This is a genomic window from Nostoc sp., assembly GCF_036917235.1.
Taxonomy (GTDB): Bacteria; Cyanobacteriota; Cyanobacteriia; order Cyanobacteriales; family Nostocaceae; genus Nostoc.
Map to the genome: position 1 here is coordinate 132,712 of NZ_JBALDU010000078.1, position 23,852 is coordinate 156,563.

The window sequence follows — 23,852 nt, forward strand, 5'->3', positions numbered from 1 at the left end:
AACTTAAGGCGAAAACTATATCAGACAGGCGTTTTGCAAATCCCTCACGCCCTCATCCCCTAACTCCTTCTCCCAAAGGAGAAGGGGAATTGAATGTCTAGCTCCCCTCTCACGGATGGGAGAGGGGCTGGGGGTGAGGGCAAAACTTGTCACCAAGAGGGTTTCACGTTAAGCTGACACCTATGTAAGGACTTGCGTCCTTACGTTCGCTTAAAAAGCCTGAATCCATTCTTTGACTGAATATTCAGTCCAGATGCCATTTTTCCAGTAGGGGTCATTTTCAATCAACTCGCGCACAGTGGCTTCGTCTTCGGCTTCGTAAATCCCAAAAACTTTTGTGACATCCTTGGTGGGGCCGAGAGTAATCAGCACACCGGATTCTTTCTGTTTTGCTAACCCGTCTAAATGAGCTTGACGGTGGGGGGCACGTTTTTCGAGAACGTCTTCGCAGTAAGTTCCCCAGAGTACATATTTAGGCATAGCTAAGACTATTTTGGATTTTGGATTTTGGATTTTGGATTTTGGATTTTGGATTTTAGATTTTGCAGCCAGTGCATCGGGGAGTAAGAAATGATTAATTTCTCACTCCTAGCAAATGACAAATGACAAATGACTAACTTCTCAAGTTCACGCCGAATTTTTCCACCAAAGCTTCGCGGACTTTATTGTGTACTGGTTCAACTTCAGCCTCAGTCAAAGTGCGATCGCTAGCCCGATAAATTAACCGGAATGCTAAACTTCTTTGTCCTTCGGGGACATTTTCGCCACGATATTGATCAAATAATTCCACTGATTCGAGCAAATCTTTACCCGCTTTGGTAATTACTTTTTCAATTTCGGAAACTGAGATTTTCACGGGTGCGAAAAAGGCGATATCGCGATCGCTAGCCGGATAGGTAGAATAAGGCCGGAATGTGGGGACGAGGACTTCATCTTGTTCTAGGGAATCTAAAAGCACATCTAGATCCAACTGGAAAACGTAGACGGAATCTGGTAAACCTTTTTCGCGTCGCAATTGGGGATGGAGTTGCCCAAAAATCCCCAGTCTGTTACCCCGAATCCACAGAGAAGCGGTGCGTCCTGGATGTAAGCGATCGTCGCGGCGATCGGGTTGAAATTCGATTTGCAAGCTAAGTTGCCGAAATACACTTTCTAAAATGCCTTTGGCTTCAAACCAGGTGATGGGTTCTTCGCGTCCACTTTTTGACCATTTGCCAAGGGTGCGATCGCCTCCCATAATTCCTGCTAGGGTTTCTGTTTCTTGCAAACCGTCTTCTTCTTGCCAGAAAATTTGCCCGATTTCAAAGCCGTTAAGGGCACCATTACCCTGCTCTAAATTGTATTGAAAGGCATCAATTAACCCAGATATCAAATCGGTTCGCAGCGCTGAATATTCGACAAATAATGGGTTGGACAGTACTATGTTTCTGTCTTCTCCTGGTTTGACTAAAGAATAGTGGATTAATTCTGTCAATCCTTCAGCCCGCAGAAAAGCTCGTAATTTGCGAATTAGTTCTTGATCTAAAGGCAGATAACCAGCTTCCGCTTTTTCTGGCAAGGTATCGCAGAATTTGTTGTAGCCATAGAGACGGGCGATTTCTTCAATTAAATCAATTTCTCGCTCTAAGTCGCGGTAACGATAAGGTGGGACGGAAACTGACCACGTAGGTTGATGGCTGCTATCTTCTCCTGAAGGAGTTAATTTACATCCCAATGCAGTCAGGATGCGCTCAACATCTTGTTCTTGGAGTTCGCCTGTATCCTCTTCTAAATCGATAGGCCCCAATATCTGATTAACTCGGTCTAAACGCAGGGCAATGGAACGACTCCAGGTAGACGGATCGGGGCGGGTGTCGGCAATTTCTTGCTGGACAATAATTCCACTCGCTAATTCGCTAATTAAGGATAAGGCGCGGCGATTAGCTATTTCCAACTCAGCCCGATTAACTCCCCGTTCGTATCTGCCAGAAGCCTCACTTCTTAACCCTACACTCCGCGAAGAACGGCGAATTGCCACGGAATCAAATAAAGCTGCTTCTAAAACTAGGCTTTGAGTTCCTTCATGAACTTCCGTTTCTTCCCCACCCATGACTCCCGCTAGTGCAACGGGTTTGTCGTTAGCGGTGATTAACAAATTTTGGGATGCTAGGGTGCGAGTTTGTCCATCCAGGGTTTTGAGGGATTCTCCATTATTGACGAAGCGAACGCCGATGCTTAAATTTTCACCACCTGCAACAGATTTTAGGCGATCGCCATCAAAGGCGTGCAGTGGTTGTCCCCATTCCAACAAAACGTAGTTAGTAATATCCACGACATTACTGATGGGACGGACCCCACCCGCCCGCAAACGCTGTTGCAACCATTCGGGAGATGGAGCAATTTTCACCTGTTCAATTACCGTACCGATGTATGCAGGACAAGCTTGGGTATCGGCAATTTTTAAAGCTAAATTCCCAGAATTTTTGGGAATAGAGACTTCACTAGGCTCAGGAATACTTAACTTTCCACCAGTTAAAGCTGCTACTTCTCTTGCTACGCCTACCATACTTAGAGCATCAGCGCGATTGGCAGTTGCAGTCAGGTCTAAAATTACATCATCTAAACCCAACAACGGCCTGACATCACTACCTAATGGTAAATTTTCCTGGGTAAAAATATGAATTCCGTCTACATCGGTGGGCAAACCGAGTTCCCTTAAAGAACAAATCATGCCCTGAGATGGGACACCACGTAGTTTTGCAGGTTTAATTTTTAAATCAATTTTGGGTAAGTAAGTACCCGTAGTTGCCACTGGGACATAGATATCTGCCTTCACATTGGCAGCGCCACAGACAATATTTAAAGTTTCACCTGTACCGATATCCACTTGGCAAACACTCAATTTATCGGCGTTGGGATGGGGTTGACGCTCAAGCACTTTGCCGATAACCACGCCATTTGCCCAAGTGCGGCGGTCTTCAATCTCTTCAACTTCAAACCCTGCCATTGTCAGGGTTTCGGCTAATTCTTCTGGACTAAGTTTTATCTCTACTAGTTCGCGCAGCCAATTTAGAGAAATACGCATGGAGTGTGCTTGTTTTAGGAATCGTCTTTTGCTCTTATTTTAGAGTGCCTGCTAGCGATCGATGGCTACTCGCCCTGCAAGGCGTACCCTTTCACTTGAACAATCCTACTACGTTAGACTGGCAATGTAAAAATTAAGTAAATACTGAGAATGTATCTACGCAGGGAAGTAAGACATTATTTTATTTGGTTGATTTTGACCTTAAACTACATACGCCCAGATTTTTCACAAGTGAGAAATCCGGGTATTTTGTTTTAGACAAAAGCGTGTCAAAGGTTAGTCATCTACGGTTTACTAACAACAATTTTAGCAATGTAGTCTTTGAGCGCGATCGCCTTTTTGCTATTTGGGTACGGGGAAACCCCTATCAATGTCACCGAATATTTATCTAAAAATTGAATTGGTAAAGCATCACGACCTGGGACAAGGGTTAGCGTTAACGTTGAAACTTGCTTACCATTTTTTATGATGTCTAATCCAATAATAACTTGCCCTTGCCAAATACAAGTTACATCAGAAGGGCACCGAGAATCCTGGATAACTTTTGAAAATTTTATTTCAATATTTTCAGTGGGGAGGTAAGCTGTCCTTCCATATCTAAGATAAGATGTAGTATTTAAAGTAGTTCCAACTCTAGCCATCAATTGTTGATGATTACCTTGAGCAATTGATTGAACTTCTATGTTTGAAGGCTTGATATTTGATAAGAGTCCATAGCTAGGAAGACAACTTGCTCCACCAAGAAATGTTAAGATAACTGCTGCGCTTACTACACTTTTCATTTTTTATACTCCATAGTCAAGAATTTTATTATTAGTTGAGATAGAAAGCAGACTTATAAATAGTTTTCTTTTCTGCTAGAGTGAAGCTTTAAAACACAAAATGCAATTAGCTAACTTTTGTGCGTAGGTGCAGCCCGTCGTAGACATCGCTTCTTGCATAACCATTACGATTGAGAGCTGTTTAGTTTCTCACGCTTGAACTAAAATACCATAAAACCAGCAATCTAAATACACAAGCTTTTTTCTGATTTCAAGAACTTCAACACAACAGCGCTTTTCAAAGAACTCGTTGCTTAATTTATCTTGAGGATTAACTCTAGTTTTACTTTCTAGCATTACTACTCTATAGTTGAGCAATTATTACATTATGTAAAGGGACATTATTTTTTCTCTGTTCTCAACAAGCCCAGTTTTTTGCGATGAGCAATGACCACGATTTTTTTCGTTGGTTCTTAACATTGGTTGCGATCAAGAGTAATTTAGATGCGTTTGCTCTGGCGATCGCAGAACTTGAATCTTTAAAACTCGATAAAACCTCACAAATAATATTTTATCACTCAATAGACTACAAAAATTACACTTCCTTCTTTTTTGTAGTGTAATTATATTGCATTGTGTTGTTGAACTCCAAAGAGATAAATTTGCCCTGTTTGATCTGAAAAAGTCACTGTAAAAACTGCCTCTAAAGCATTCACTATAAGGATTATCGGACAATCTGCTGAAATCTGCCTCAACAATATCGAAAGAATAGACAATCCAATCTAAAGAATAGGCAATCCAATCGAAATTTTGTTCATTTTAAATGTAAATCTGATTTTATATACTTTTACTAAATGTGGTGATTGCTGTTTTTATTAGTAATTTTTATTGAAAATAAAAGTAAAAAAATGCTTTCATTCATGTCGTTGATCTTCCTCTTGATAGAGGCATTTCAGTTTGAGTAATAGGAATTTAATTCTAATGGCAACTTCTGGCAATAGCAATCAAACAACTGGGTCACAAAGTACTAGTAACAATTTAACTGGTAATGGCAATTTTTCTTTCAGTGATGGCAAATGGCAGTCTACCGATGGCAGCAGTTTAGATGGTAGCGATGGCTTCGGCGGTAGTGCCTCCGGTAGCGATGGCTTTAGTGGTGCTGCTAGTGGTAGTAATATTTTCGCTTCCTTCATCGGTGGTGGCAACTCATCCACAACCAGTGAAGATGGAAAGTACAAATATAATTACGAGCGACCACTTGACGAGCGGGGTTTAACTGATACTAATAATCCGTTCAATCAACTCATCGGAGTCCTTGGCGGTGATATTAGTGCATTAGGTGGTGGTAGCGACAACCCCTTTGCTGGTGGCGCATCTGCTGGTGGCGCATCTGATGGTAATGCATCTGGTGGCAGCGGCAACCCCTTTGCTGGTGGTGCATCTAGTGGTAACGCATCTGGTGGTAGCGGCAACCTTCCTGGTAACTTACCATTTGGCAACACTCCCCCCTCCAAGGAAAGTGGTAGCAACCTACCTGAAACTGGCAACGGTCAACCTGTACCTTATAAGAGCGACAACTGGATATCTGATATTCAAAAATTAGATGGTGCAAATGCTATCGGTAACAGTGGCCAAGGTAACGGTAACTGGCTATATGGTAGTAACAACACAACCGACGGTAATGGTAACTGGGGCTTTGGTAACGAGAACACAACCAACGGTAACGGTAACTGGAACTACGGTGATGGCAGCAAAACCGAAGGTAATGGCAACTGGGGCTTTGGTAACGAGAACACAACCAACGGTAACGGTAACTGGAACTTAGGCAATAACAACGACATCCTTGGTAATGCCAATACATTATTTAGTAATAAAAACGACATTCTTGGTAGTGGCAACACTGCCAATGTAACTAACAGCAATCTCCTGGGAAACCGGATTGAAGCCAGTGGTGATGACAAAACACTCATTGGTAATGAAGGTTGGAATTTCTCTATTAGTGGCGAACTGATATCACTAGGTAGTACTAAGCCTAGCCAAAATATAGGAACTGATGTCAGCAGTTTACTCAGCAGTTCTGACCTTGTAACATCCGCCATGTCAAATCCAGGCTACAACAACCCAAATTATGATTTCTCTACCATAGCCTAAAAGTTTGTAGCAAATAGGAGCCAGTTTTTGCATCGGTAAGCCTGTCTATTGTGCTAATAGCCCTTTTTACCAACTTGAGTTGATTATATTTTGAATACAATACTTCTGGGTTAAGCTTTGCAGTTGACATTGCTCTCATTGATCTGTGCAATAATCAACCTTCTAGTACTTGAAGAATTTCAATCTATTAGAACTTACACAAACTCTACGATTCTTGGCGGTTCGATAAATTAAGCTTTTTAGCACTTTTCGGGTAAGTTCTATCTGTAATTAACCCAGAAGTATTACTCTTTAAAATGTAGTGGGTAAGGTGGTTAATTTAAGTCAAATGCATAAAGACTATTTTCAATAATTCGGCACGAGTAAACGGTTTTGTAAGATATCCAGATGCCCCGACTAATTTTGCTTTTACTTTGTCTACAATCCCTTTATTGCCAGTAACAAAGATAATAGGAGTATTTTGAAATAGGGAATTATTTCGTATAATCCGGCACAACTCATAGCCATCAATTCCTAGCATATTTAAATCCAACAAAATTAAATCCGGTTTGTGCCTTATAATTGACAAAACGGCTTTCACTGGATCGTTAATAGTCACTACAGAAAAATTTTCATTTTCTAAGAAATAACTGATTTCTTTAAGAATTGTAGGGCTATCATCTACAGAAACGATTTTGTGGACTTTTTTTACTGTTACAGTAGCAGCCGTTACTCTTTGGGAAGCAGAATTTATGTTAATTGATATTGTTGGTTCCTGAAAGTTTTCTTTTGAAGGAGTAGAAATCTGTGGTAATCGCTGAACAGGAACTATTTTCTCTTCAGGAATATTTGGGTAAGAATTGACAATGCTACTTAGTTCTTGTTTGGTGTCAACTAACCCTGAAATCAATTTTGAGAAAAGCGATTGCTCCTCAAAAATCTTTGGTAATTTATCAAATGGTGGATCGGGTTCATGAAGGATAATCGCACCCTTAAGGATGTAAGGGTATAAATTGCGAGCTAGTTGAATTTCATCTTGATTCAAAATTACAGCCAGATGACACAGGCTAAAACCCTTCATCCAGTTGATTAAATCTGGCTGTAGATTTGGTAAATCTTGCTCGTCAAACTTACTGTTAATCAACAGATATGGCCGTTGATATTGAGAAGAAATTTTTGGTATAAAAGCCTGCCAATTCTGTAATCTTACTTGGCAATACTCTAGAATTTTTTCTACACCTAGCCTACAAATTTTTGGCATTCTCTCAATTGGTTCTGTTAATTCATAAGTACCTTCTTTGATGAGCAAAAATGATTCAATGACCTCTTTAACTAATTCTTGAACCAGCACTGCTGCTTGTGTAGAATGTAGATGTTGTTGACTAACAAGCCAGGATATAGCCTGATACTCAGGAGGGTGGCTTCTCGAATTACTGTCATCTTTGATTAACTGACTATGTGAGTCAGGTTCAAACATCAGGCGTACTTGAACGCGAACCTCATTAGTAAGGAGTGGAATTTGCTGGCTGAGGCGTCGCAAATGGCGTTCTAGTCGATCGAAAGGTTCCACGGAATGGGTAGCGTAAGTTATTTTGCCCTGTTCTAAGTAAATCGACCAAGAAACTGAGTTACTCAATACTTGTAAACAAGTACTGTCGGAACAATTAGATAATTGTCTTAACAAACTTAGAGGACGTAGTTTGGTGAATGTACCTGAGTTATTCATATTTTTCAAGTTTTTTGCGGAATCAACAACCGAACATTTGTAGATTGAAAATATGAGCTATAAAGTATTATCTTCTTTGTAATATTTTTCTAACCACAAATTATTTATTTGAAAATATGTACATATATTAAAAAATGTAAGGCTTCTAAGTCCTTTGTTACATTTGGCACATTTTACTTAATCTATCTCAAAAAACAAGTAGGTGTGAATAAAGGTAAGTATCTATCATAGCTAGATTATCAGTAGATGTTGGTTATTTCTGGATTTTACTAACTACTGACAACTCTTGAGTGAAGACCTTAATAATGATGTTTATTTATGCCCACTCACTTCAAGAGGCAAATTTGATTCCAAGTTCGCGTAGTTACACTGGTATACTTCTAGAATGAACGAGCTTAATTATGCTTAATTATTTTTCCTTAAAGAAACGATTCTTCTACATAAAATCTTTAAAAAGTTATATAGGAAAGTTTACGTATTTATTGTACTGTAGGTTTAGTGGATATAACTTTTTGGTAGATACATTACAACAGATAATGCTGGGTTTTGATAAACTACTTTTTGCTAAACTAAGCTGTACTCAAGTTCATCTTAAATATATAGAGAACTTCATGAAAATAATTTGTTTAATAAAGATTAGAGCATCTACCAATAGATACTATATTCTGTAGTCGCCTCGGCGATTGAAACTATATACTCTGAGCAAAGGAAAATAAAGCTTTGGACTTTAACATAACACAAAAAGTTATGCATGATACATTAAGACTTGATGAAGTAGTAGAATTTGCTGAGAACCCAGAACCACGTTGTCCTTGTGTACTTTTATTAGACACATCTGGGTCGATGCAAGGAGAGGCGATTGAGGCTTTAAATCAAGGTTTACTAAGCTTAAAGGATGAACTAGTCAAAAATTCTTTAGCCGCCAGACGGGTGGAAGTGGCGATCGTCACTTTTGATAGTAATATCAATGTATTACAAGACTTTGTGACTGCCGATCAATTCAATCCGCCGATTTTGACAGCACAGGGACTGACAACAATGGGTGCGGGAATTCATAAAGCTTTGGACATAATTCAAGAGCGTAAATCTCAGTATCGTGCCAACGGGATTGCTTACTATCGTCCTTGGGTATTTATGATTACCGATGGAGAACCCCAAGGCGAGTTAGAGCAAGTGGTAGAGCAAGCATCCCAGCGCCTACAGGGAGACGAGGCGAACAAGCGAGTAGCATTCTTTACAGTTGGCGTAGAAAATGCGAATATGACGCGTTTAAATCAAATAACTGTACGTACTCCCTTAAAGCTTAAAGGATTAAATTTTATCGAGATGTTTGTCTGGTTGTCAACTAGTATGTCGGCTGTTTCTCATTCACAAGTAGACGAACAGGTAGCACTACCGCCGATTGGTTGGGGGACTGTTTAATTAAAAATTGCAGCTTGATGTTTACACAGCTAGCTGCTTGAAAAAAAAAATTTATGAACATATCAAAACAGATTGCTCAATGGCGGATTGTGGCTGCTTCTGTATGTGGTACAAGTCACTTAAAAAACAATCAATTATGTCAGGATGCTCATCACTGGCAGATATTGTCAGATAATGTTTTAGTGGCAGCCGCAGCAGATGGTGCGGGTTCTGCTAGCCTTGGGAAAGTGGGAGCGATGGTTGCTGTGGAGACAGCAATCGAAAACATTTCTACCAAGGGGCTGGCCCGAAAAAGTTTGACTGATGATACATTAGTGCGATCGCTCTTAAATGATGCCATATTAGCTGCCAAAAAAGCTGTGGAGGATGAGGCGGCTACTTGTGACAAACAGCCTCAGGATTTAGCAACTACCTTAATTATGATGGTTGCCACACCAGAAGTTGTAGCTGTAGTTCAGATAGGCGATGGTTTGGCAGTGGCTAAAGATAGTATGGGCAACCTGCTGGCACTGACGATGCCTGATAGTGGTGAATACATCAACGAAACCACTTTTTTAACTTCGCCTAATGCCTTAGATACAGCACAAATGAGATTATGGCGCACCGATATAGTAAACGTTGGTATCATCACCGACGGATTACAAATGCTGGCTTTGAATATGGTTGTTGGCGAACCTCACAAACCATTCTTTTTTCCGCTGTTTGAATTTGTCGCCAATACCGAGGATAAGACAGAAGCGAAGGAGCAATTGGTAAAATTTTTACGCTCAGAGCGGATTACGCAACGCACTGATGATGATTTGACACTCATTATAGCTGCATTCAACGACTCATGAGCAATAAATCTACAGGTTTCACATCTTACAATAACTTCCGTTAGCGGTAATTTCATTATGCAGGTACTACGTTGTTCCCCCAGAAAAGAAATCCTCAGTCTCAATGTCAGTTTGGGACGTGGCGGTGAAGCTTGTGTTTATGCAGTGCCATCCGATAACGACTTGGTGGCGAAGATTTACCACAAGCCAACCACTGCCCATGCAGAGAAACTCCAGGCGATGCTTGCCAACCCGCCAGAAAACCCTACGGCGAGTTTAGGGCATATCTCTATCGCTTGGCCAGAGGATTTATTACGGGCGGCAGATGGCAAAAATAGCATCTTGGGCTTTTTGATGCCACGTATTCAGGGGATGCGTCCAATCATCGACTTTTACAACCCCAGAACCCGTCGGCAACACTGCCCCCTATTCAACTATCAGTACCTGCTCCGCACGGCTCGTAACTTGGCGGCAGCTTTTGCGGCTTTGCACGCTAGTGGATATTGCATTGGTGATGTGAACGAGTCTAATATCCTCGTCAGCGATACAGCACTGGTGACTTTGATAGACACAGACTCTTTCCAAGTAACCGACCCAAACAGCAATGTTGTTTATCGCTGCCCAGTAGGTAAGCCAGAGTTTACTCCACCAGAACTACAGAATAAAACTTTTGCCCAGCACGATCGCGAAATCTCTCACGATTTATTTGGGTTAGGGGTGCTAGTATTTCAACTCTTAATGGAAGGCACCCACCCATTTTCGGGGATTTTTCAAGGTGCGATTGAGCCACCACCTTACGAAGCACGCATTGCGTCGGGTCATTTCACTTACAGCGAAAAGCGTTACGTACCTTACCTGCCGACACCTATTGCACCCCCTTGGGAAATTCTCCATCCCAGCTTACAAGAATTATTTGTCCGTTGTTTTGAAGAAGGTCATAACAACCCACAACTACGCCCCAGTGCCCAGACTTGGCTCTCAGCCATCGCTGAAGCCGAAGAGTCCCTAATTACCTGTACGACAAATCCCCAGCATCGCTACAACAACCACATGCGTAGCTGTCCGTGGTGCGAACGTACAGTGCGATTAGGTGGACGCGACCCCTTCCCATCACATCGGGCTATAGAAGCTAGAGAACATCTCCAACCGCGAGTCAAAGCGAGAAAACGCTACAATCAGACACCGCATTTTCCCCAGCGCGCCATGTCACCGCAGGTAGCTAATTACTGGCAGCCAATGACTCCCAGCGGTTCATATTATAAACCTTCCAAAAAGTCAAAGTTGTACCCGATTATTTGTTGTTTGCTGGGTTTTGGTTTATTGGGATATGCAGACGTAATGATTAAATTTACTCAGCCGTTGGTTTCCCAAAATGCTTACACCCAACAAACAATCAAGTCTTCCCAGCCAAATAATAAACTCAGCTTCGCTGATTCTTATCAGCAAGGTTATATTGCTTATAAAGAGCGAGACTATGACAAAGCAATTGTCAATTTTAGCCAAGCAATTGAACAAGAACCGACACATGCTAGAGCAATTGTAAATCGTGGCAATGCCCGCTATAACCTGAAAGACTATGAAGGCGCAGTTACAGATTATAGCCAAGCTCTGAAAATCAATCCCAATCAAACCAAAGCTCTGGTAAATCGGGGCAATGCCCGCTATATGCTTGCTGAATATAGCAACGATCCCGATCGAGAATATAATCTAGCGATCGCAGACTATAATCGAGCCATTGGTCTGGATAATAATGAAATTGAAGCTTATGTCAGACGGGGGATTGTCCGCGCCCAAATGGCTAAATACAGCGGTGAATCTCAACAAGCTTACAAAAAAGCGATCGCAGATTTTACTCAGGCAATAAAACTTAATGTCTCCAAAGCCGAAGCTTACTTCCAGCGAGGTGTTGTTTATTATCAAATTGCTCAATATAGCAGCAATTATCAGCAAGAATATAATCAAGCGATCTCTGACTTTAACCAAGCATTAACCCTCAGCCCTAAACTAGCAAAAGCATATCTCAAACGAGGTATGGTTCGCTATGAACTGGCGCAATATGGTGGTAGCGAATCTAACAAAAATCAGACAAAAGCTGTCGAAGATATACAGGCATCTGCCAAAATATTTCTTGAGCAAGATGACATGGATAATTATCAACAAGCACTCAGTAATATGTGTGTAGTCATCGAAAACAAATGTGACCCTTTATTCCAAGGCTCAAGTAACATGGAAAAAACTAACTAGAAACAAGTAAGTTTTGTTACTAGCATATTGTTGGTTTTGATTGCAAAAATCAAGCCTGACTAGGGTTAGCTGGTGCTAACCCTAGTTATTTTATAGGTAACATTTTTATTTTATTGAGTAATTTATTTCTGTATTTATAGATATTCATAGAGCTTTTATATAGAAAAGATTTTAATTTATCTTACCTTTATAATTTCATCGGAAATTACAGTTAGATTATTGACGGAGAAACAGAAATCAGAAATACATTTCTCTCCCTTTAAGTGCATCCTCTTCATCTCGAAAAAGTCAAATAATCATATCCCTACAAATCTCCGAGGTAATTGCATGAAAGCGGTGATTTTGGCTGGAGGTCTTGGTACACGCCTCAGTGAAGAAACCAGTGTTAGACCCAAGCCGATGGTTGAGATTGGTGGTAAGCCAATTCTCTGGCACATAATGAAAACATACTCTGCCCACGGCATTAATGATTTCATTATTTGTTGCGGTTACAAAGGTTACATCATTAAAGAGTATTTTGCTAATTACTTTTTACACATGTCAGATGTTACCTTTGATATGCGCTTTAACCAGATGAATGTGCATTCTGGTTATGCAGAACCCTGGCGCGTCACCTTAGTAAATACGGGTGATAATACAATGACGGGCGGACGCTTAAAGCGAATCAGCGAACATCTTGGTAATGAAACTTTTTGCTTTACTTATGGCGATGGTGTCAGTAATATTAATATCACCGAGCTAGTTAAGTTTCACAAAGAACAAAATAGCTTAGGAACACTTACAGCCGTTCAACCAGCCGGACGTTTTGGTGCTATTTCTTTAGGATATGAGCAAACCAAAATCACCAGCTTTCGGGAAAAACCTGAAGGTGATGGAGCTTGGATTAATGGCGGTTATTTTGTGTTAGAACCAGAAGTAATCAACTTAATTGCTGATGACTCTACAGTGTGGGAACAAGAGCCATTAGAAAAGCTAGCTGATATGGAACAGCTATCAGCTTTCAGACATGATGGGTTTTGGCAACCAATGGATACTTTGCGCGATAAAAACTATCTCGAAGGGCTGTGGAAGAACAATCAGGCTCCTTGGAAGGTATGGTAGCTGCTAGGCGGAAGTCAAAAGTCAAAAGTCAAAAGAACTTTATTTTGGGCTTTGATTTTGATATTTTATAATATGGCATATTGGCTTCCGTCTTAATGTACTAGATTGTAACTCCAAAAAACACTTATTTACTCTGGCTCTTAGCTACAATAATACTAATGTATGATTTTGCGATTATAGGTGGGGGAATAGTTGGACTCTCGACAGCGTTGGCTTTAGGAAAACGCTATCCCAATGCCCGGATTTTAGTACTAGAAAAAGAGAGTCAATGGGCATTTCACCAAACTGGCAATAATAGTGGGGTAATTCATTCTGGTATTTACTACAAGCCAGGGAGTTTCAAAGCTAAATTTTGTCGTGATGGTTCTCGTTCAATGGTAGAATTCTGCCAAGAGCATGGAATTGACCATGAAGTTTGTGGTAAGGTAATTGTTGCAACTGAAGAACAAGAGCTACCACGCTTAGAAAATCTCTACCAACGCGGCTTAGACAATGGCATAAAAGTCCAGAGAATTAGCCCCGAAGAAGTCAAGGAAATTGAACCTCACGTAAGATGTGTAGGTGGAATTCGGGTATCCTCAACTGGTATTGTTAATTACAAGCAAGTTTGTTTAAAATATGCCCAGCTAATTCAACAGCAGGGTGGAGATTTGCACCTGAATACAAAAGTCCTGAAAATCTCTCCAAGTGGTAAAAATCAGGTATTGGAAACAAACAAAGGTAGCTTTGCAACCCGCTTTGTAATTAATTGTACTGGATTGCATAGCGATCGCACCGCCAAACTAGGTCAAGTTGAACCCCAAGCCAAAATTGTGCCATTCCGGGGAGAATACTACGAACTCACCCCAGAAAAACGCTATCTAGTCAAGACACTAATTTACCCAGTTCCCAATCCAGATTTCCCCTTCCTGGGTGTCCACTTTACCCGGATGATTGATGGTAGCGTCCATGCAGGGCCAAACGCAGTTCTATCCCTCAAACGCGAAGGTTACAAAAAAACCGACTTTGACTTACGGGATTTCCTAGAAGTCATCACCTATCCCGGTTTCTGGAAGTTAGCAGCTAAACACGCTGATGAAGGCATTCAAGAAATCATTCGTTCTTTTAGCAAAGCAGCCTTCACCAGAAGTTTACAAAAACTAATTCCTGAAGTGCAAGCAGAAGACTTAGTTCCCACCCATGCAGGAGTTCGCGCTCAAGCCTTAATGAACGATGGCAAGCTTGTAGACGACTTTTTGATTGTTTCCGGTCAAAACTCCATTCATGTTTGCAATGCTCCTTCTCCTGCTGCTACATCTTCTCTAGAAATCGGCAAAGCACTTGTGGCAGAAATTCCCCAACTTTCGCATCTAGAGAGTGTAGTCACTGCATAGATATCATAGTTTTTATTTCCGGGACTGCTGAATTAAGGGATGAATCTTGTATAGTGGGCATCTTTCTTTGCCTGCCTCGAAATACAAGAGACGGGTAAGATACCCATCCCACAAGAAAAAAGTGTAGTGCATCAATTAAGAACCGCCATAGACTGCTGCTACTCAATGGGTTAGTCGGCAACTATGTAATAACTTTATATATAGCGCTTCTGGGTTGAGTTCAATGACCTCCAACCTCAAGAAAAGGGGTAAGATTCAAAGCCTCTCTCCTAAGAGGAGAGAGGTCGAGTTATTGCATACAAACGAAAAATATAGCGGTTCCCTCTTAGATGCAACACCCTATAGGGCGGATATCTGTGCGTCCTTACTAAACGAAAAATTTAACTCATCAATACAAAGGCATAAACCACAATGAAAATATTAGTAACTGGAACAGAAGGCTATCTAGGGTCGTTATTACCGCCTCTGTTAATCGAACGAGGACATGAAGTTATTGGTCTAGATACCGGCTTCTATAAAGTTGGTTGGCTATACAACCCTAGTGGAGTCACACCCAAAACCCTCAACAAAGATATCCGCAACATCACCCCTGATGATTTGGAAGGTATTGAAGCCATAGTTCACATGGCGGAACTCTCCAACGACCCAGCCGGACAATTAGCACCTAATATTACCTACGAAATTAATCATGTAGGTTCAGTTCGTCTAGCTAGTCTGGCTAAGGCTATGGGTGTGCGTCGCTTCGTATATATGTCTTCGTGCAGTGTCTACGGTGTTGCAACCGCAGGTGATGTCACAGAAGAATCCCCAGTTAATCCCCAAACAGCCTACGCAGAATGTAAAACTCTCGTAGAAAGAGATGTCAGACCACTCGCTGACGATGACTTCTCTCCCACCTTTATGCGGAATGCGACAGCCTTTGGTGCTTCTCCCAGAATGCGCTTTGATATTGTTTTAAACAACTTAGCAGGGTTGGCATGGACTAGCAAAGAAATCAAAATGATTAGTGATGGCACACCTTGGCGGCCATTAGTCCATGCATTGGATATTTGCAAAGCAATAGTTTGCACCTTAGAAGCACCACGAGACATTGTACATAACCAAATCTTCAACGTGGGAGATACAGCAAATAACTATCGCGTTAAAGAAATCGCAGAAATTATTGCTGATGTTTTCCCAGATTGTAAATTGTCCTTTGGTGACAACGGCGCAGATAACCGCAGCTATCGCGTATCCTTCGATAAAATCAACACAATCCTACCCGGATTTAAATGTGATTGGAATGCCCGACTTGGTGCCCAGCAGCTATTTGATTTATTCAGTCAAATACACATGGCTGAAGATACTTTCTTGTTTAGAGGATTTACTCGCTTGAAACAGCTAGAGTATCTAATTCGGACAGAGCAAATCGACAAAGATTTCTTCTGGAATAAAAAATAGTTAAAGTTGCCTAGCCGCAACGGAAAAAGAATCTAAGCTTCCGAATCAATACTATTTGATTCGGGCTTATTCCATTCATCAAATTATTTGCAATTAGCGAGTTAAATTTTATGGCGCTCATCTTAGCCTTAGGAAACGAGTTAGCCATCTGAAAACTAAACAGATTGCCGCTGGACTGCATCGCTACATTTTGAGAAAAAGCCAAAGAAACAAAGCAGAAGCTATTAAATTTCTCTTGAAGGCTAAAGCAGAAGATGAATAAATTGCTGACTATCGCAATTCCTACATTCAATCGTGCCCAGATTTTAGATAAACAACTTACTTGGTTAGCCAAATCTATTAAAGGATTTGAGTCTGACTGTGAAATCTTTATTTCTGATAATTGTTCTACAGATAATACCCAAGAAGTCATTAAAAAGTGGCAAATAATTCTTAGTAATGTCACATTTACATCAAACAGAAATAGTGAAAATATCGGGGTTATGGGTAACATTGCTTGTTGCTTAAAAGCCCCAAGTAGTAAATATATTTGGACAATTGGTGATGACGATACGATTCAAGAGAAAACCCTAGATTATGTGTTAAAAATACTAAAAAAACATTCAGATTTAGCACTAATGTTTTTAAACTTTTCGGGTCGTCAAAAACAAACAGGTCAACTTGTTGTCGAACGCTGGTTGAATAGTGATAACGATGAATTAAGAGTTGATGGTAAAACTGTATTTCAAAGTTACCTGAATGAAAATTTTGGTGGTGTACTGTTTATATCAGCAGCAATTTATCGCACAAATATAGTGCAACGCGCTTTACAAAAATGGCCGTCTGCTACTAATAATTGGGCCTCTCAAGCATATTGGACTGCATTTTGCGCTGCTCATGGAAGTGTCATCGTTACTAAAGACACTTATTTAGAATGTACTATGGGCGCTAGTCTTTTGGATCTCGACCCGACATGGAATTTTAAAATGCGATATGCGTATATACCTGAAGTTTATATAAAACTACTCAAGGTAGGATATCATCATAAATTTTGTCAGGAAATGATTTGGCAGAATTTCCATCAAAAAACTGACTTGAAAATCTTATTAGGTGCTTTAAAACGTTGGCCTTTATTGACAATCAAGATATTTATTCCTTATCTACGTTTGTTAAGCGTATCAGCTTGGACAATTCTTTTTCCACCCAAACAGCTAGAGACTAACTTGTAACCATTCATATATCAATTTATTAACTACTATTTTTTACCATGCAAAAATTACTGACCATTGCTATACCGACTTATAATCGTGCTGAATTACTGGATAAACAGTTAGCATGGCTAGCTCAAGCTATCAAAGGTTTTGAAGATGATTGTGAAATTTTAGTTTCTGATAATTGTTCAACAGACAATACTCAGGATGTGATTAAAAAATGGCAAATAATACTTAGCAGTATCTCATTTAAATCAAATAAAAATTCTCAGAATTTAGGCGTTGTCAAAAATATTATGTATTGCCTAAATTCTACTACAACAAAATATGTTTGGACGATTGGTGATGATGACCCAATTCAAGATAGAGCTATTGCTTATGTGATTAGCAAACTTAAGCGATATGAAGATTTATCATTATTGTTTCTCAACTTTTCTGGTCGGAATCAAATTACTGGTGAACCAGTTCATCCACCAACAATTGTTGGTAATCGCTGGTTTGATATAGATAGTGAAGATGGTGATGGTGATGGTAAAGCTATATTTGAGCATTGTTTCTCAAAAAGTATCGGTGCAGTCATTTTTCTGACTGCTACAATCTACCGCACTGATTTAGTGAAACGCGCTCTACAAAATTGGCAAGATGCTGAGAATAACTGGATATCTTTAGCATATTTAGCCGGGTATTGTGCTTCTAATGGTCGTGTAGTTGTCACAAAAGAGACTTATTTGGAATGTGTTGTGGGTGTGAGTTATTGGCAGAAAGAACCAAAATCGGCACTGTTAATGCAATACAAACACATACCTGAAGTAATTTTGAAATTAGAGCAGAGTGGATATTCTAAGCAGTTTTGTCGGCGGATGCTTTTGCAAAACGGTAAAGAAGTCAACTTGAAAGTTTTCTTAGGTGCTTTAAGAAGATGGCCTATGTCTGCCATTCAGACAGTAGTCCCATTTTTGGCTTTAGTCGGTTTATGTGCTTTTGACGTGATGATTTCTAAAGAATTTAGTTTAGCAGAATCAAGTGAAATACCTGCTCAAGAAATACGGAGCTATAAGCCATAAGCTACTAAATTACTGATAAATTTACATTGAAATTAGAAAGAGTTTACCCATGTTTAATCTAATTAAACGCAAATTATCTACAATATCTGCTGACTTTGAATATTATGTAGCTCGTTGGAAGCATAGCAGAAATCTGCCAGCATTGGAAGGGAGCGATCGCAAGATCCTTAATGCTCTTAAAAAAGATGGCGTTTGCGTCACAACCCTAGCAGATTTAGGATTAACTTCTAGCTCCGAACTACTCAAAGCTGCTTACCAGCAATTGTCTCAGATGGAAAATCCCAACAACGACCATCTAGACGAAAAGTTGCCACAAATTTACACAGTTACAGGTTTACCAGAGTTTTATACCTGGGCAATGGAGAAAAGACTTCTCAATCTCATCGAAAATTATATTGGTCTTCCTATTGCTTTTCACGGTGTACATTTACGTAAAGATTTCCCTAGCAAACATCAGTTTGGCACACTACTATGGCATAGCGATGCCGAAGACCGCCGCATTATCAAAATCTTTATTTACTTGAATGATGTAGAAGAAAAAACTGGGCCTTTTGAATACATTCCCCGTTCTTTAACTTCCTTGTTTAGTTGGAATTATATTCGGCTTTTCTACAAACTGTGGAAGTCAGGTTATATGGGCATTGACGATGAAGAAGTAAAACCGGTCATCCCCAAATCAGCTTGGAAATCCTGCCCAGGCCCAGCAGGTACAGTCATTCTTGTAGATACGAAAAATGCTTTGCATCACGGCACAGTCCGCACAGAAGAACGCTCAACACTATTCTTTTGTTACACCGCCAACCCTCCTGAAAGACCAGAACTCTGTACCCAATACTGGGATGATACTTATCCCAGAGCAGAGTTAAGGCAGCAAGTCGAAAATAGCCGATAGCGTATTAAAGGTAGTCATGCAATGCTGATCAAGATTAAACGCAAAATATCTTCACTGGGATCTGAGTTAGTTTATAGATTAGCACTTTTGAAACACGCTGCTCATTTGCCTGCATTAGAAGCAAGCGATCGCAAAATTCTTGATGACCTTAAATATGATGGTATTCATATTACCACACTTGCTGAATTGGGATTCGATTCAACAGCAGAATTGCTCAAGGCAGCTTATGGTTATTCCTCCCAAATGGAATCTGGCAATCATGACGATTCACATGAAAAATTTCCCCAAGTTTACACAGTTACATATTTACCTGAATTTGCTACTTGGGGAAGCGAAAAAAGGCTCCTGAACATTATTGAAAACTACATTGGTCTGCCAATCATTTTTCATGGTGTACATCTCCGCAAGGATTTTCCTAATAAAAGTCAGTTTGGTACACAACTATGGCATAAAGATGCAGAAGACCGCCGCATGATCAAAATCATTATTTACTTAAATGATGTTGAAGAAAAGCACGGGCCATTTGAATATATCCCAGCCTCTTTAACCTCTTTATTTAGATTAAACTATTACCGTACTTACTACAAGCTTTGGCAATCTGGTCATTTAGGTATCACAGATGAAGAACTAAATGAAATTATCCCGAAAGAGGCTTGGAAATCTTGTACAGGATCAGCAGGAACAGTCATTATGGTAGATCCCAAAAAAGCCATACATCACGGTACATCACGCACAGAAGATAGGCTAACTCTATTCTCCTGCTACACTTCTACTTCTCCTGATCGTCCAGAAGTTTGTACTCAATATCGAGACAATACTTTTCCCCAACCAAAGTTAACTGAACCAGTCAGTAATAGCGCCATATAGTTCAGTTAAAGCAAGCTGCTTGTTAATAGAAAAATCTGCTCAAGACTATTCTTGATCAGATTTATAACAAGTTAAGTTTTAAAATTTGCCAAGTTTCATTGTCGTCAATATTCCTATCGAGGTTATTCATTCATGATCTTCACTCAAACTGCACTAAAAGACGCATTCATCATTGATTTAGAAGAAAAGCCAGATCACCGTGGTTTTTTCGCTCGGTCTTTCTGCGCTCAAGAATTTGAAGTACACGGATTAAAGCCAACAGTTGCCCAATGTAATCTCTCTTTTAATTACAAAAAAGGCACTATCCGGGGAATGCACTATCAAGTTCTGCCAGCAGCAGAAACAAAATTAATTCGCTGTACTAAAGGCGCAATCTACGACGTAATTATTGATATGCGTCCTGAATCTCCTAGCTTTTTATCACACATTGGTGTAGAGCTAACCCCAGAAAATCGCCGCGCTTTGTATGTTCCAGAAATGTTTGCTCATGGCTATCAAGCGCTCACCGATGAGACTGAAGTTGTATATCAAGTGGGTGAATTTTACACCCCAGGATATGAAAGAGGTTTACGCTATGACGACCCATTCTTTAACATTGATTGGCCTCTAGATGTGACTGAAATCTCCGAGAAAGATTTAAATTGGCCCTTGTTGAGAATGATGACTGTTGGCGTATAGACTATTTCTCTGTGCCAAGTGTTTTCCACACAACACACTGGCTTCTCTGTATGAGGTAAGGTACTTCCAAAAAATATACCGCAGGGAGCAGGGGAGAGAATATGCAAGAGCAAATCAATAAGAAAAGTTTGCTCAAGCCTACAAAAATGCTGTGGAGCAAATTATCAAAAATCATAGCTGGAAAAACAGACTGCTGTTATAGCATCTAGCAAGCAACCAGTTAGTAGCTATCATTAATGATAATTTCCATGAAAATGTACTTAATGTTTAGCTGTAAAAAATTATTAAGTGCAAAATTATCGAGAATTTGTAACACAACAAACAGTTCTAAAAAGGAGTTTAGTTCATGATTATTATCGATCGCGCCTTACAAGCCCGTGCAGCAGCAGGAAATCCTATCAAGGTGGGAATGATCGGTGCTGGTTTTATGGGTAGAGGAATTGCCAACCAAATTGTCAATTCAGTGCCAGGAATGGAGTTAGTTGCTATCTCTAATCGCCAGATTAGTGCAGCTAAACAAGCTTATTCGGAAGCAGGAATTGAAGATATTCAAGTTGTTGCAACTGTCAGCGAATTAGAAGATGCGATCGCTAACGGTAAGTATGCAGTCACAGAAGACGCTAAGTTACTGTGTCGGGCTGAAGGCATCGATGCATTAATCGAAGTCACGGGTGCAGTGGAATTTGGCGCTGGGATCGTTATGGAAGCGATCGCCCACCGCAAACATGTGATCATGATGAATGCCGAACTTGATGGCACCATTGGCCCCATCCTGAAAGTGTATGCCGACAAAGCAGGTGTGATTCTCAGCGCTTGTGATGGCGACCAGCCAGGGGTACAAATGAACCTTTATCGCTTTGTAAAAAGCATTGGTTTAACTCCCTTATTGTGCGGTAACATTAAAGGACTCCAAGACCCCTATCGCAATCCCACCACCCAGGAAGGATTTGCTAAACGTTGGGGTCAAAAGCCCCACATGGTGGCTAGCTTCGCCGACGGAAGCAAAATTTCCTTCGAGCAAGCGATCGTTGCCAATGCCACAGGCATGAAAGTCGCCAAACGGGGAATGTTGGGATATGACTTCAGCGGTCATGTCGATGAAATGACTCAGTTATATGATGTTGAACAACTCAAAGAACTGGGCGGCATTGTCGATTATGTAGTTGGAGCAAAACCAGGGCCAGGCGTATATGTATTTGCCACTCACGACGACCCCAAGCAACGCCACTATCTCAACTTATATAAATTAGGCGAAGGCCCACTTTACAGCTTCTATACTCCTTATCACCTCTGTCATTTTGAAGTTCCCTTGTCCGTAGCGCGTGCTGTTTTATTTGGTGATGCTGTTATGTCTCCACTAGCAGGCCCGCTAGTAGATGTTATCACCACCGCCAAAATCGACCTGAAAGCAGGAGAAACCTTAGATGGCATCGGCTACTACATGACCTACGGACAATGTGAAAATTCCGATATCGTCCAACAGCAAAATCTTCTACCAATGGGTTTAGCTGAAGGGTGCCGCCTCAAACGAGATATTTCTAAAGATCAAGTCCTCACTTATGAGGATGTAGAATTACCTGAAGGCAGACTCTGCGACCAACTACGAACTGAGCAAAACACCTATTTCGCTCCAGAAAAAATCTTAGTAGCAGTTGGATAATATCGGTTCTCAAAACATTTGCCACAAATGAATTAGCTGTAGGGGTGTACAGCTGTACGCCCCTAATACGTTTCGGATGAGATCCCCCCGCCTGCGGCGACCCCCTTAAAAAGGGGGTAAAAAGAAGAAAAAGCCCCCCTTTATAAGGGGGGTTGGGGGGATCTCCGAGTCTGCTACTAACATATTTGTCGCCAAAATTTCATCAAGAGGATAGGAAGCTATACTGCGGGACACTAAAGTTGTTGATAGTAACTTGCTGGGGAGCGTTTCAACAAACTCGATCGAAACTTTAGGTCAAATTTCATGAAAATTGCTCTCGTCCATGATTATTTAACCCAGCGAGGTGGGGCAGAGCGTGTGTTTGAACTGCTTTGTAAGCGCTATCCCGAAGCAGATATTTTCACATCTTTGTACGATCCACAAAAAACTATCGATCTAGGCGATCGCATAGTCAACACAACTTTCTTGCAAAAGATTCCTGGCGCAGCAAAATATTTTAGGTCGATGGCTCCTCTATATTTTCCTGCCTTTCGTGCCTTGGATCTGCAAGACTACGATTTAATTATTAGTAGTAGCACCAGCTTTGCCAAAGCAGTGCGAAAAAATCCCAATGCCCACCACATTTGTTTTTGCCATAACGTTACCCGTTTCTTATGGGATACAGCAACTTATTTAAGAGAGTACGGGGACTATAGATATTTTGCTCCTTTAATCGAACAAGTATTTCAAGTCATGAGAAAGGTAGACCTGAAATATGCACAGGAACCTGACCTTTACATTGCTAATTCTAGTGTTGTTGCCCGCCGGATTGAAAAGATTTATGGCAAAAAGGCAATGATGGTGAACTATCCAATTGATACTAGTAAATTTGTTTTTTCAGATATAAAAGATGAATATTATCTAGCCTCCGCCCGGATGATCAGTTATAAGCGACTTGATATAATAGTCGAAGCTTTTAATTGGTTGGGGTGGCGGCTATTAATATCTGGTGACGGGCCAGAACTAGCACGGTTAAAATCCAAAGCATTACAAAATATTGTGTTCTTGGGACACGTAAGTGATAGAACCCGCAAAGACTTGTTTTCCAAAGCCAAGTCTATTATTGTCGCAGCCTTAGAAGATTACGGATTAGTTCCAGTAGAGGCTAATGCAAGCGGTACACCAGTCATCGCTTATGGAGCGGGTGGAGTATTAGATACTCAAATTCCCGGTGAAACAGGAGTCTTTTTCAAAAGACAAACACCCGAATCTTTACAAGTTGCCTTACTAGAAGCCAACGGCATTTCTTGGGATTACGATCGCATCCGTAATCATGCAGTAGCAAATTTTTCAGAGAATGCATTTTTTGGCAAGGTTGAGCAAATTATTAATCAAGCTTGTGGCGTGCAGCAATTATTCATTTGATTTCTGAATTTTCCATTATCA

Annotated in this window: 19 protein-coding genes; 15 read left to right on the forward strand and 4 right to left on the reverse strand. The window is 40.6% G+C overall.

What is annotated here, in order from left to right; genetic code table 11:
- Positions 1-210 precede the first annotated feature (210 nt).
- The 3 genes from V7K44_RS22565 to V7K44_RS22575 all read right to left on the reverse strand — a co-directional run bounded on the left by V7K44_RS22565 (position 211) and on the right by V7K44_RS22575 (position 3,846).
- A complete protein-coding gene (locus V7K44_RS22565) occupies positions 211-480 on the reverse strand; it encodes a YciI family protein (protein WP_334934526.1) in 270 nt (89 codons plus the stop codon).
- A gap of 133 nt (positions 481-613) precedes the next feature.
- Complete coding sequence (gene pheT / locus V7K44_RS22570) at positions 614-3,064, reverse strand: phenylalanine--tRNA ligase subunit beta (RefSeq protein WP_334934528.1); 2,451 nt, start codon at positions 3,062-3,064, stop codon at positions 614-616.
- Positions 3,065-3,348: 284 nt separating this feature from the next.
- On the reverse strand, positions 3,349-3,846 hold the full coding sequence (locus V7K44_RS22575; RefSeq protein ID WP_334934530.1) for a hypothetical protein: 498 nt from the start codon (positions 3,844-3,846) through the stop codon (positions 3,349-3,351).
- 419 nt (positions 3,847-4,265) lie between these two features.
- Here V7K44_RS22575 and V7K44_RS22580 point away from each other — a divergent pair, with 419 nt between their 5' ends.
- Both V7K44_RS22580 and V7K44_RS22585 read left to right on the forward strand, forming a co-directional pair.
- Positions 4,266-4,448 carry a hypothetical protein gene (locus V7K44_RS22580; protein ID WP_334934532.1) on the forward strand — a complete coding sequence of 61 codons (183 nt, stop codon included), beginning with the start codon at positions 4,266-4,268 and terminating at the stop codon, positions 4,446-4,448.
- Positions 4,449-4,806: 358 nt separating this feature from the next.
- On the forward strand, positions 4,807-5,976 hold the full coding sequence (locus tag V7K44_RS22585) for a hypothetical protein (protein ID WP_334934534.1): 1,170 nt from the start codon (positions 4,807-4,809) through the stop codon (positions 5,974-5,976).
- A 319-nt stretch (positions 5,977-6,295) separates the two neighbouring features.
- Here the strand turns inward: V7K44_RS22585 and V7K44_RS22590 are convergent, their stop codons facing one another.
- Complete coding sequence (locus V7K44_RS22590) at positions 6,296-7,681, reverse strand: response regulator (RefSeq protein ID WP_334934536.1); 1,386 nt, start codon at positions 7,679-7,681, stop codon at positions 6,296-6,298.
- A 747-nt stretch (positions 7,682-8,428) separates the two neighbouring features.
- Here V7K44_RS22590 and V7K44_RS22595 point away from each other — a divergent pair.
- The 13 genes from V7K44_RS22595 to V7K44_RS22655 all read left to right on the forward strand — a co-directional run bounded on the left by V7K44_RS22595 (position 8,429) and on the right by V7K44_RS22655 (position 23,831).
- Positions 8,429-9,103, forward strand: coding sequence for a vWA domain-containing protein (locus V7K44_RS22595; protein ID WP_334934538.1), 675 nt, complete (start codon positions 8,429-8,431; stop codon positions 9,101-9,103).
- 53 nt (positions 9,104-9,156) lie between these two features.
- The gene (locus tag V7K44_RS22600) at positions 9,157-9,939 is read left to right on the forward strand and encodes a PP2C family serine/threonine-protein phosphatase (protein WP_334934540.1); all 783 of its coding nucleotides are present in this window, start codon (positions 9,157-9,159) and stop codon (positions 9,937-9,939) included.
- Between the two features lie 57 nt (positions 9,940-9,996).
- Positions 9,997-12,162: a tetratricopeptide repeat protein gene (locus V7K44_RS22605; RefSeq protein WP_334934542.1), complete on the forward strand. Its 2,166-nt coding sequence runs from the start codon at positions 9,997-9,999 to the stop codon at positions 12,160-12,162.
- A gap of 327 nt (positions 12,163-12,489) precedes the next feature.
- A complete protein-coding gene (gene rfbF, locus V7K44_RS22610) occupies positions 12,490-13,263 on the forward strand; it encodes a glucose-1-phosphate cytidylyltransferase (protein WP_094351583.1) in 774 nt (257 codons plus the stop codon).
- 158 nt (positions 13,264-13,421) lie between these two features.
- On the forward strand, positions 13,422-14,636 hold the full coding sequence (gene lhgO / locus V7K44_RS22615) for an L-2-hydroxyglutarate oxidase (RefSeq protein WP_334934544.1): 1,215 nt from the start codon (positions 13,422-13,424) through the stop codon (positions 14,634-14,636).
- A 411-nt stretch (positions 14,637-15,047) separates the two neighbouring features.
- Positions 15,048-16,076: an NAD-dependent epimerase/dehydratase family protein gene (locus tag V7K44_RS22620; RefSeq protein ID WP_334934546.1), complete on the forward strand. Its 1,029-nt coding sequence runs from the start codon at positions 15,048-15,050 to the stop codon at positions 16,074-16,076.
- Positions 16,077-16,330: 254 nt separating this feature from the next.
- Positions 16,331-17,284, forward strand: a complete 954-nt coding sequence (locus tag V7K44_RS22625) for a glycosyltransferase family 2 protein (RefSeq protein ID WP_334934548.1) — start codon at positions 16,331-16,333, stop codon at positions 17,282-17,284.
- 38 nt (positions 17,285-17,322) lie between these two features.
- Positions 17,323-18,330, forward strand: a complete 1,008-nt coding sequence (locus tag V7K44_RS22630) for a glycosyltransferase family 2 protein (RefSeq protein ID WP_334934550.1) — start codon at positions 17,323-17,325, stop codon at positions 18,328-18,330.
- A 49-nt stretch (positions 18,331-18,379) separates the two neighbouring features.
- Positions 18,380-19,222 (forward strand): phytanoyl-CoA dioxygenase, encoded by an 843-nt coding sequence (locus tag V7K44_RS22635; protein WP_334934552.1) that lies wholly within the window; start codon positions 18,380-18,382, stop codon positions 19,220-19,222.
- A gap of 21 nt (positions 19,223-19,243) precedes the next feature.
- Positions 19,244-20,089 carry a phytanoyl-CoA dioxygenase family protein gene (locus V7K44_RS22640; protein ID WP_334934555.1) on the forward strand — a complete coding sequence of 282 codons (846 nt, stop codon included), beginning with the start codon at positions 19,244-19,246 and terminating at the stop codon, positions 20,087-20,089.
- A gap of 132 nt (positions 20,090-20,221) precedes the next feature.
- Complete coding sequence (gene rfbC / locus V7K44_RS22645) at positions 20,222-20,767, forward strand: dTDP-4-dehydrorhamnose 3,5-epimerase (protein ID WP_334934557.1); 546 nt, start codon at positions 20,222-20,224, stop codon at positions 20,765-20,767.
- Between the two features lie 346 nt (positions 20,768-21,113).
- Positions 21,114-22,427 (forward strand): NAD(P)H-dependent oxidoreductase, encoded by a 1,314-nt coding sequence (locus tag V7K44_RS22650; protein ID WP_334934559.1) that lies wholly within the window; start codon positions 21,114-21,116, stop codon positions 22,425-22,427.
- A gap of 303 nt (positions 22,428-22,730) precedes the next feature.
- The gene (locus V7K44_RS22655; protein WP_099101527.1) at positions 22,731-23,831 is read left to right on the forward strand and encodes a glycosyltransferase; all 1,101 of its coding nucleotides are present in this window, start codon (positions 22,731-22,733) and stop codon (positions 23,829-23,831) included.
- Positions 23,832-23,852: the final 21 nt, after the last annotated feature.

Coding starts and splice junctions, on each gene's coding strand:
- V7K44_RS22640 (WP_334934555.1), top strand. CDS start 19,244: ATGCTGATCAAGATTAAACGCAAAATATCTTCACTGGGATCTGAGTTA.
- V7K44_RS22635 (WP_334934552.1), top strand. CDS start 18,380: ATGTTTAATCTAATTAAACGCAAATTATCTACAATATCTGCTGACTTT.
- V7K44_RS22580 (WP_334934532.1), top strand. CDS start 4,266: ATGAGCAATGACCACGATTTTTTTCGTTGGTTCTTAACATTGGTTGCG.
- pheT (WP_334934528.1), bottom strand. CDS start 3,064: ATGCGTATTTCTCTAAATTGGCTGCGCGAACTAGTAGAGATAAAACTT.
- V7K44_RS22620 (WP_334934546.1), top strand. CDS start 15,048: ATGAAAATATTAGTAACTGGAACAGAAGGCTATCTAGGGTCGTTATTA.
- V7K44_RS22605 (WP_334934542.1), top strand. CDS start 9,997: ATGCAGGTACTACGTTGTTCCCCCAGAAAAGAAATCCTCAGTCTCAAT.
- V7K44_RS22575 (WP_334934530.1), bottom strand. CDS start 3,846: ATGAAAAGTGTAGTAAGCGCAGCAGTTATCTTAACATTTCTTGGTGGA.
- rfbC (WP_334934557.1), top strand. CDS start 20,222: ATGATCTTCACTCAAACTGCACTAAAAGACGCATTCATCATTGATTTA.
- rfbF (WP_094351583.1), top strand. CDS start 12,490: ATGAAAGCGGTGATTTTGGCTGGAGGTCTTGGTACACGCCTCAGTGAA.
- V7K44_RS22625 (WP_334934548.1), top strand. CDS start 16,331: ATGAATAAATTGCTGACTATCGCAATTCCTACATTCAATCGTGCCCAG.
- V7K44_RS22565 (WP_334934526.1), bottom strand. CDS start 480: ATGCCTAAATATGTACTCTGGGGAACTTACTGCGAAGACGTTCTCGAA.
- lhgO (WP_334934544.1), top strand. CDS start 13,422: ATGTATGATTTTGCGATTATAGGTGGGGGAATAGTTGGACTCTCGACA.
- V7K44_RS22585 (WP_334934534.1), top strand. CDS start 4,807: ATGGCAACTTCTGGCAATAGCAATCAAACAACTGGGTCACAAAGTACT.
- V7K44_RS22655 (WP_099101527.1), top strand. CDS start 22,731: ATGAAAATTGCTCTCGTCCATGATTATTTAACCCAGCGAGGTGGGGCA.
- V7K44_RS22590 (WP_334934536.1), bottom strand. CDS start 7,681: ATGAATAACTCAGGTACATTCACCAAACTACGTCCTCTAAGTTTGTTA.
- V7K44_RS22650 (WP_334934559.1), top strand. CDS start 21,114: ATGATTATTATCGATCGCGCCTTACAAGCCCGTGCAGCAGCAGGAAAT.
- V7K44_RS22600 (WP_334934540.1), top strand. CDS start 9,157: ATGAACATATCAAAACAGATTGCTCAATGGCGGATTGTGGCTGCTTCT.
- V7K44_RS22630 (WP_334934550.1), top strand. CDS start 17,323: ATGCAAAAATTACTGACCATTGCTATACCGACTTATAATCGTGCTGAA.
- V7K44_RS22595 (WP_334934538.1), top strand. CDS start 8,429: ATGCATGATACATTAAGACTTGATGAAGTAGTAGAATTTGCTGAGAAC.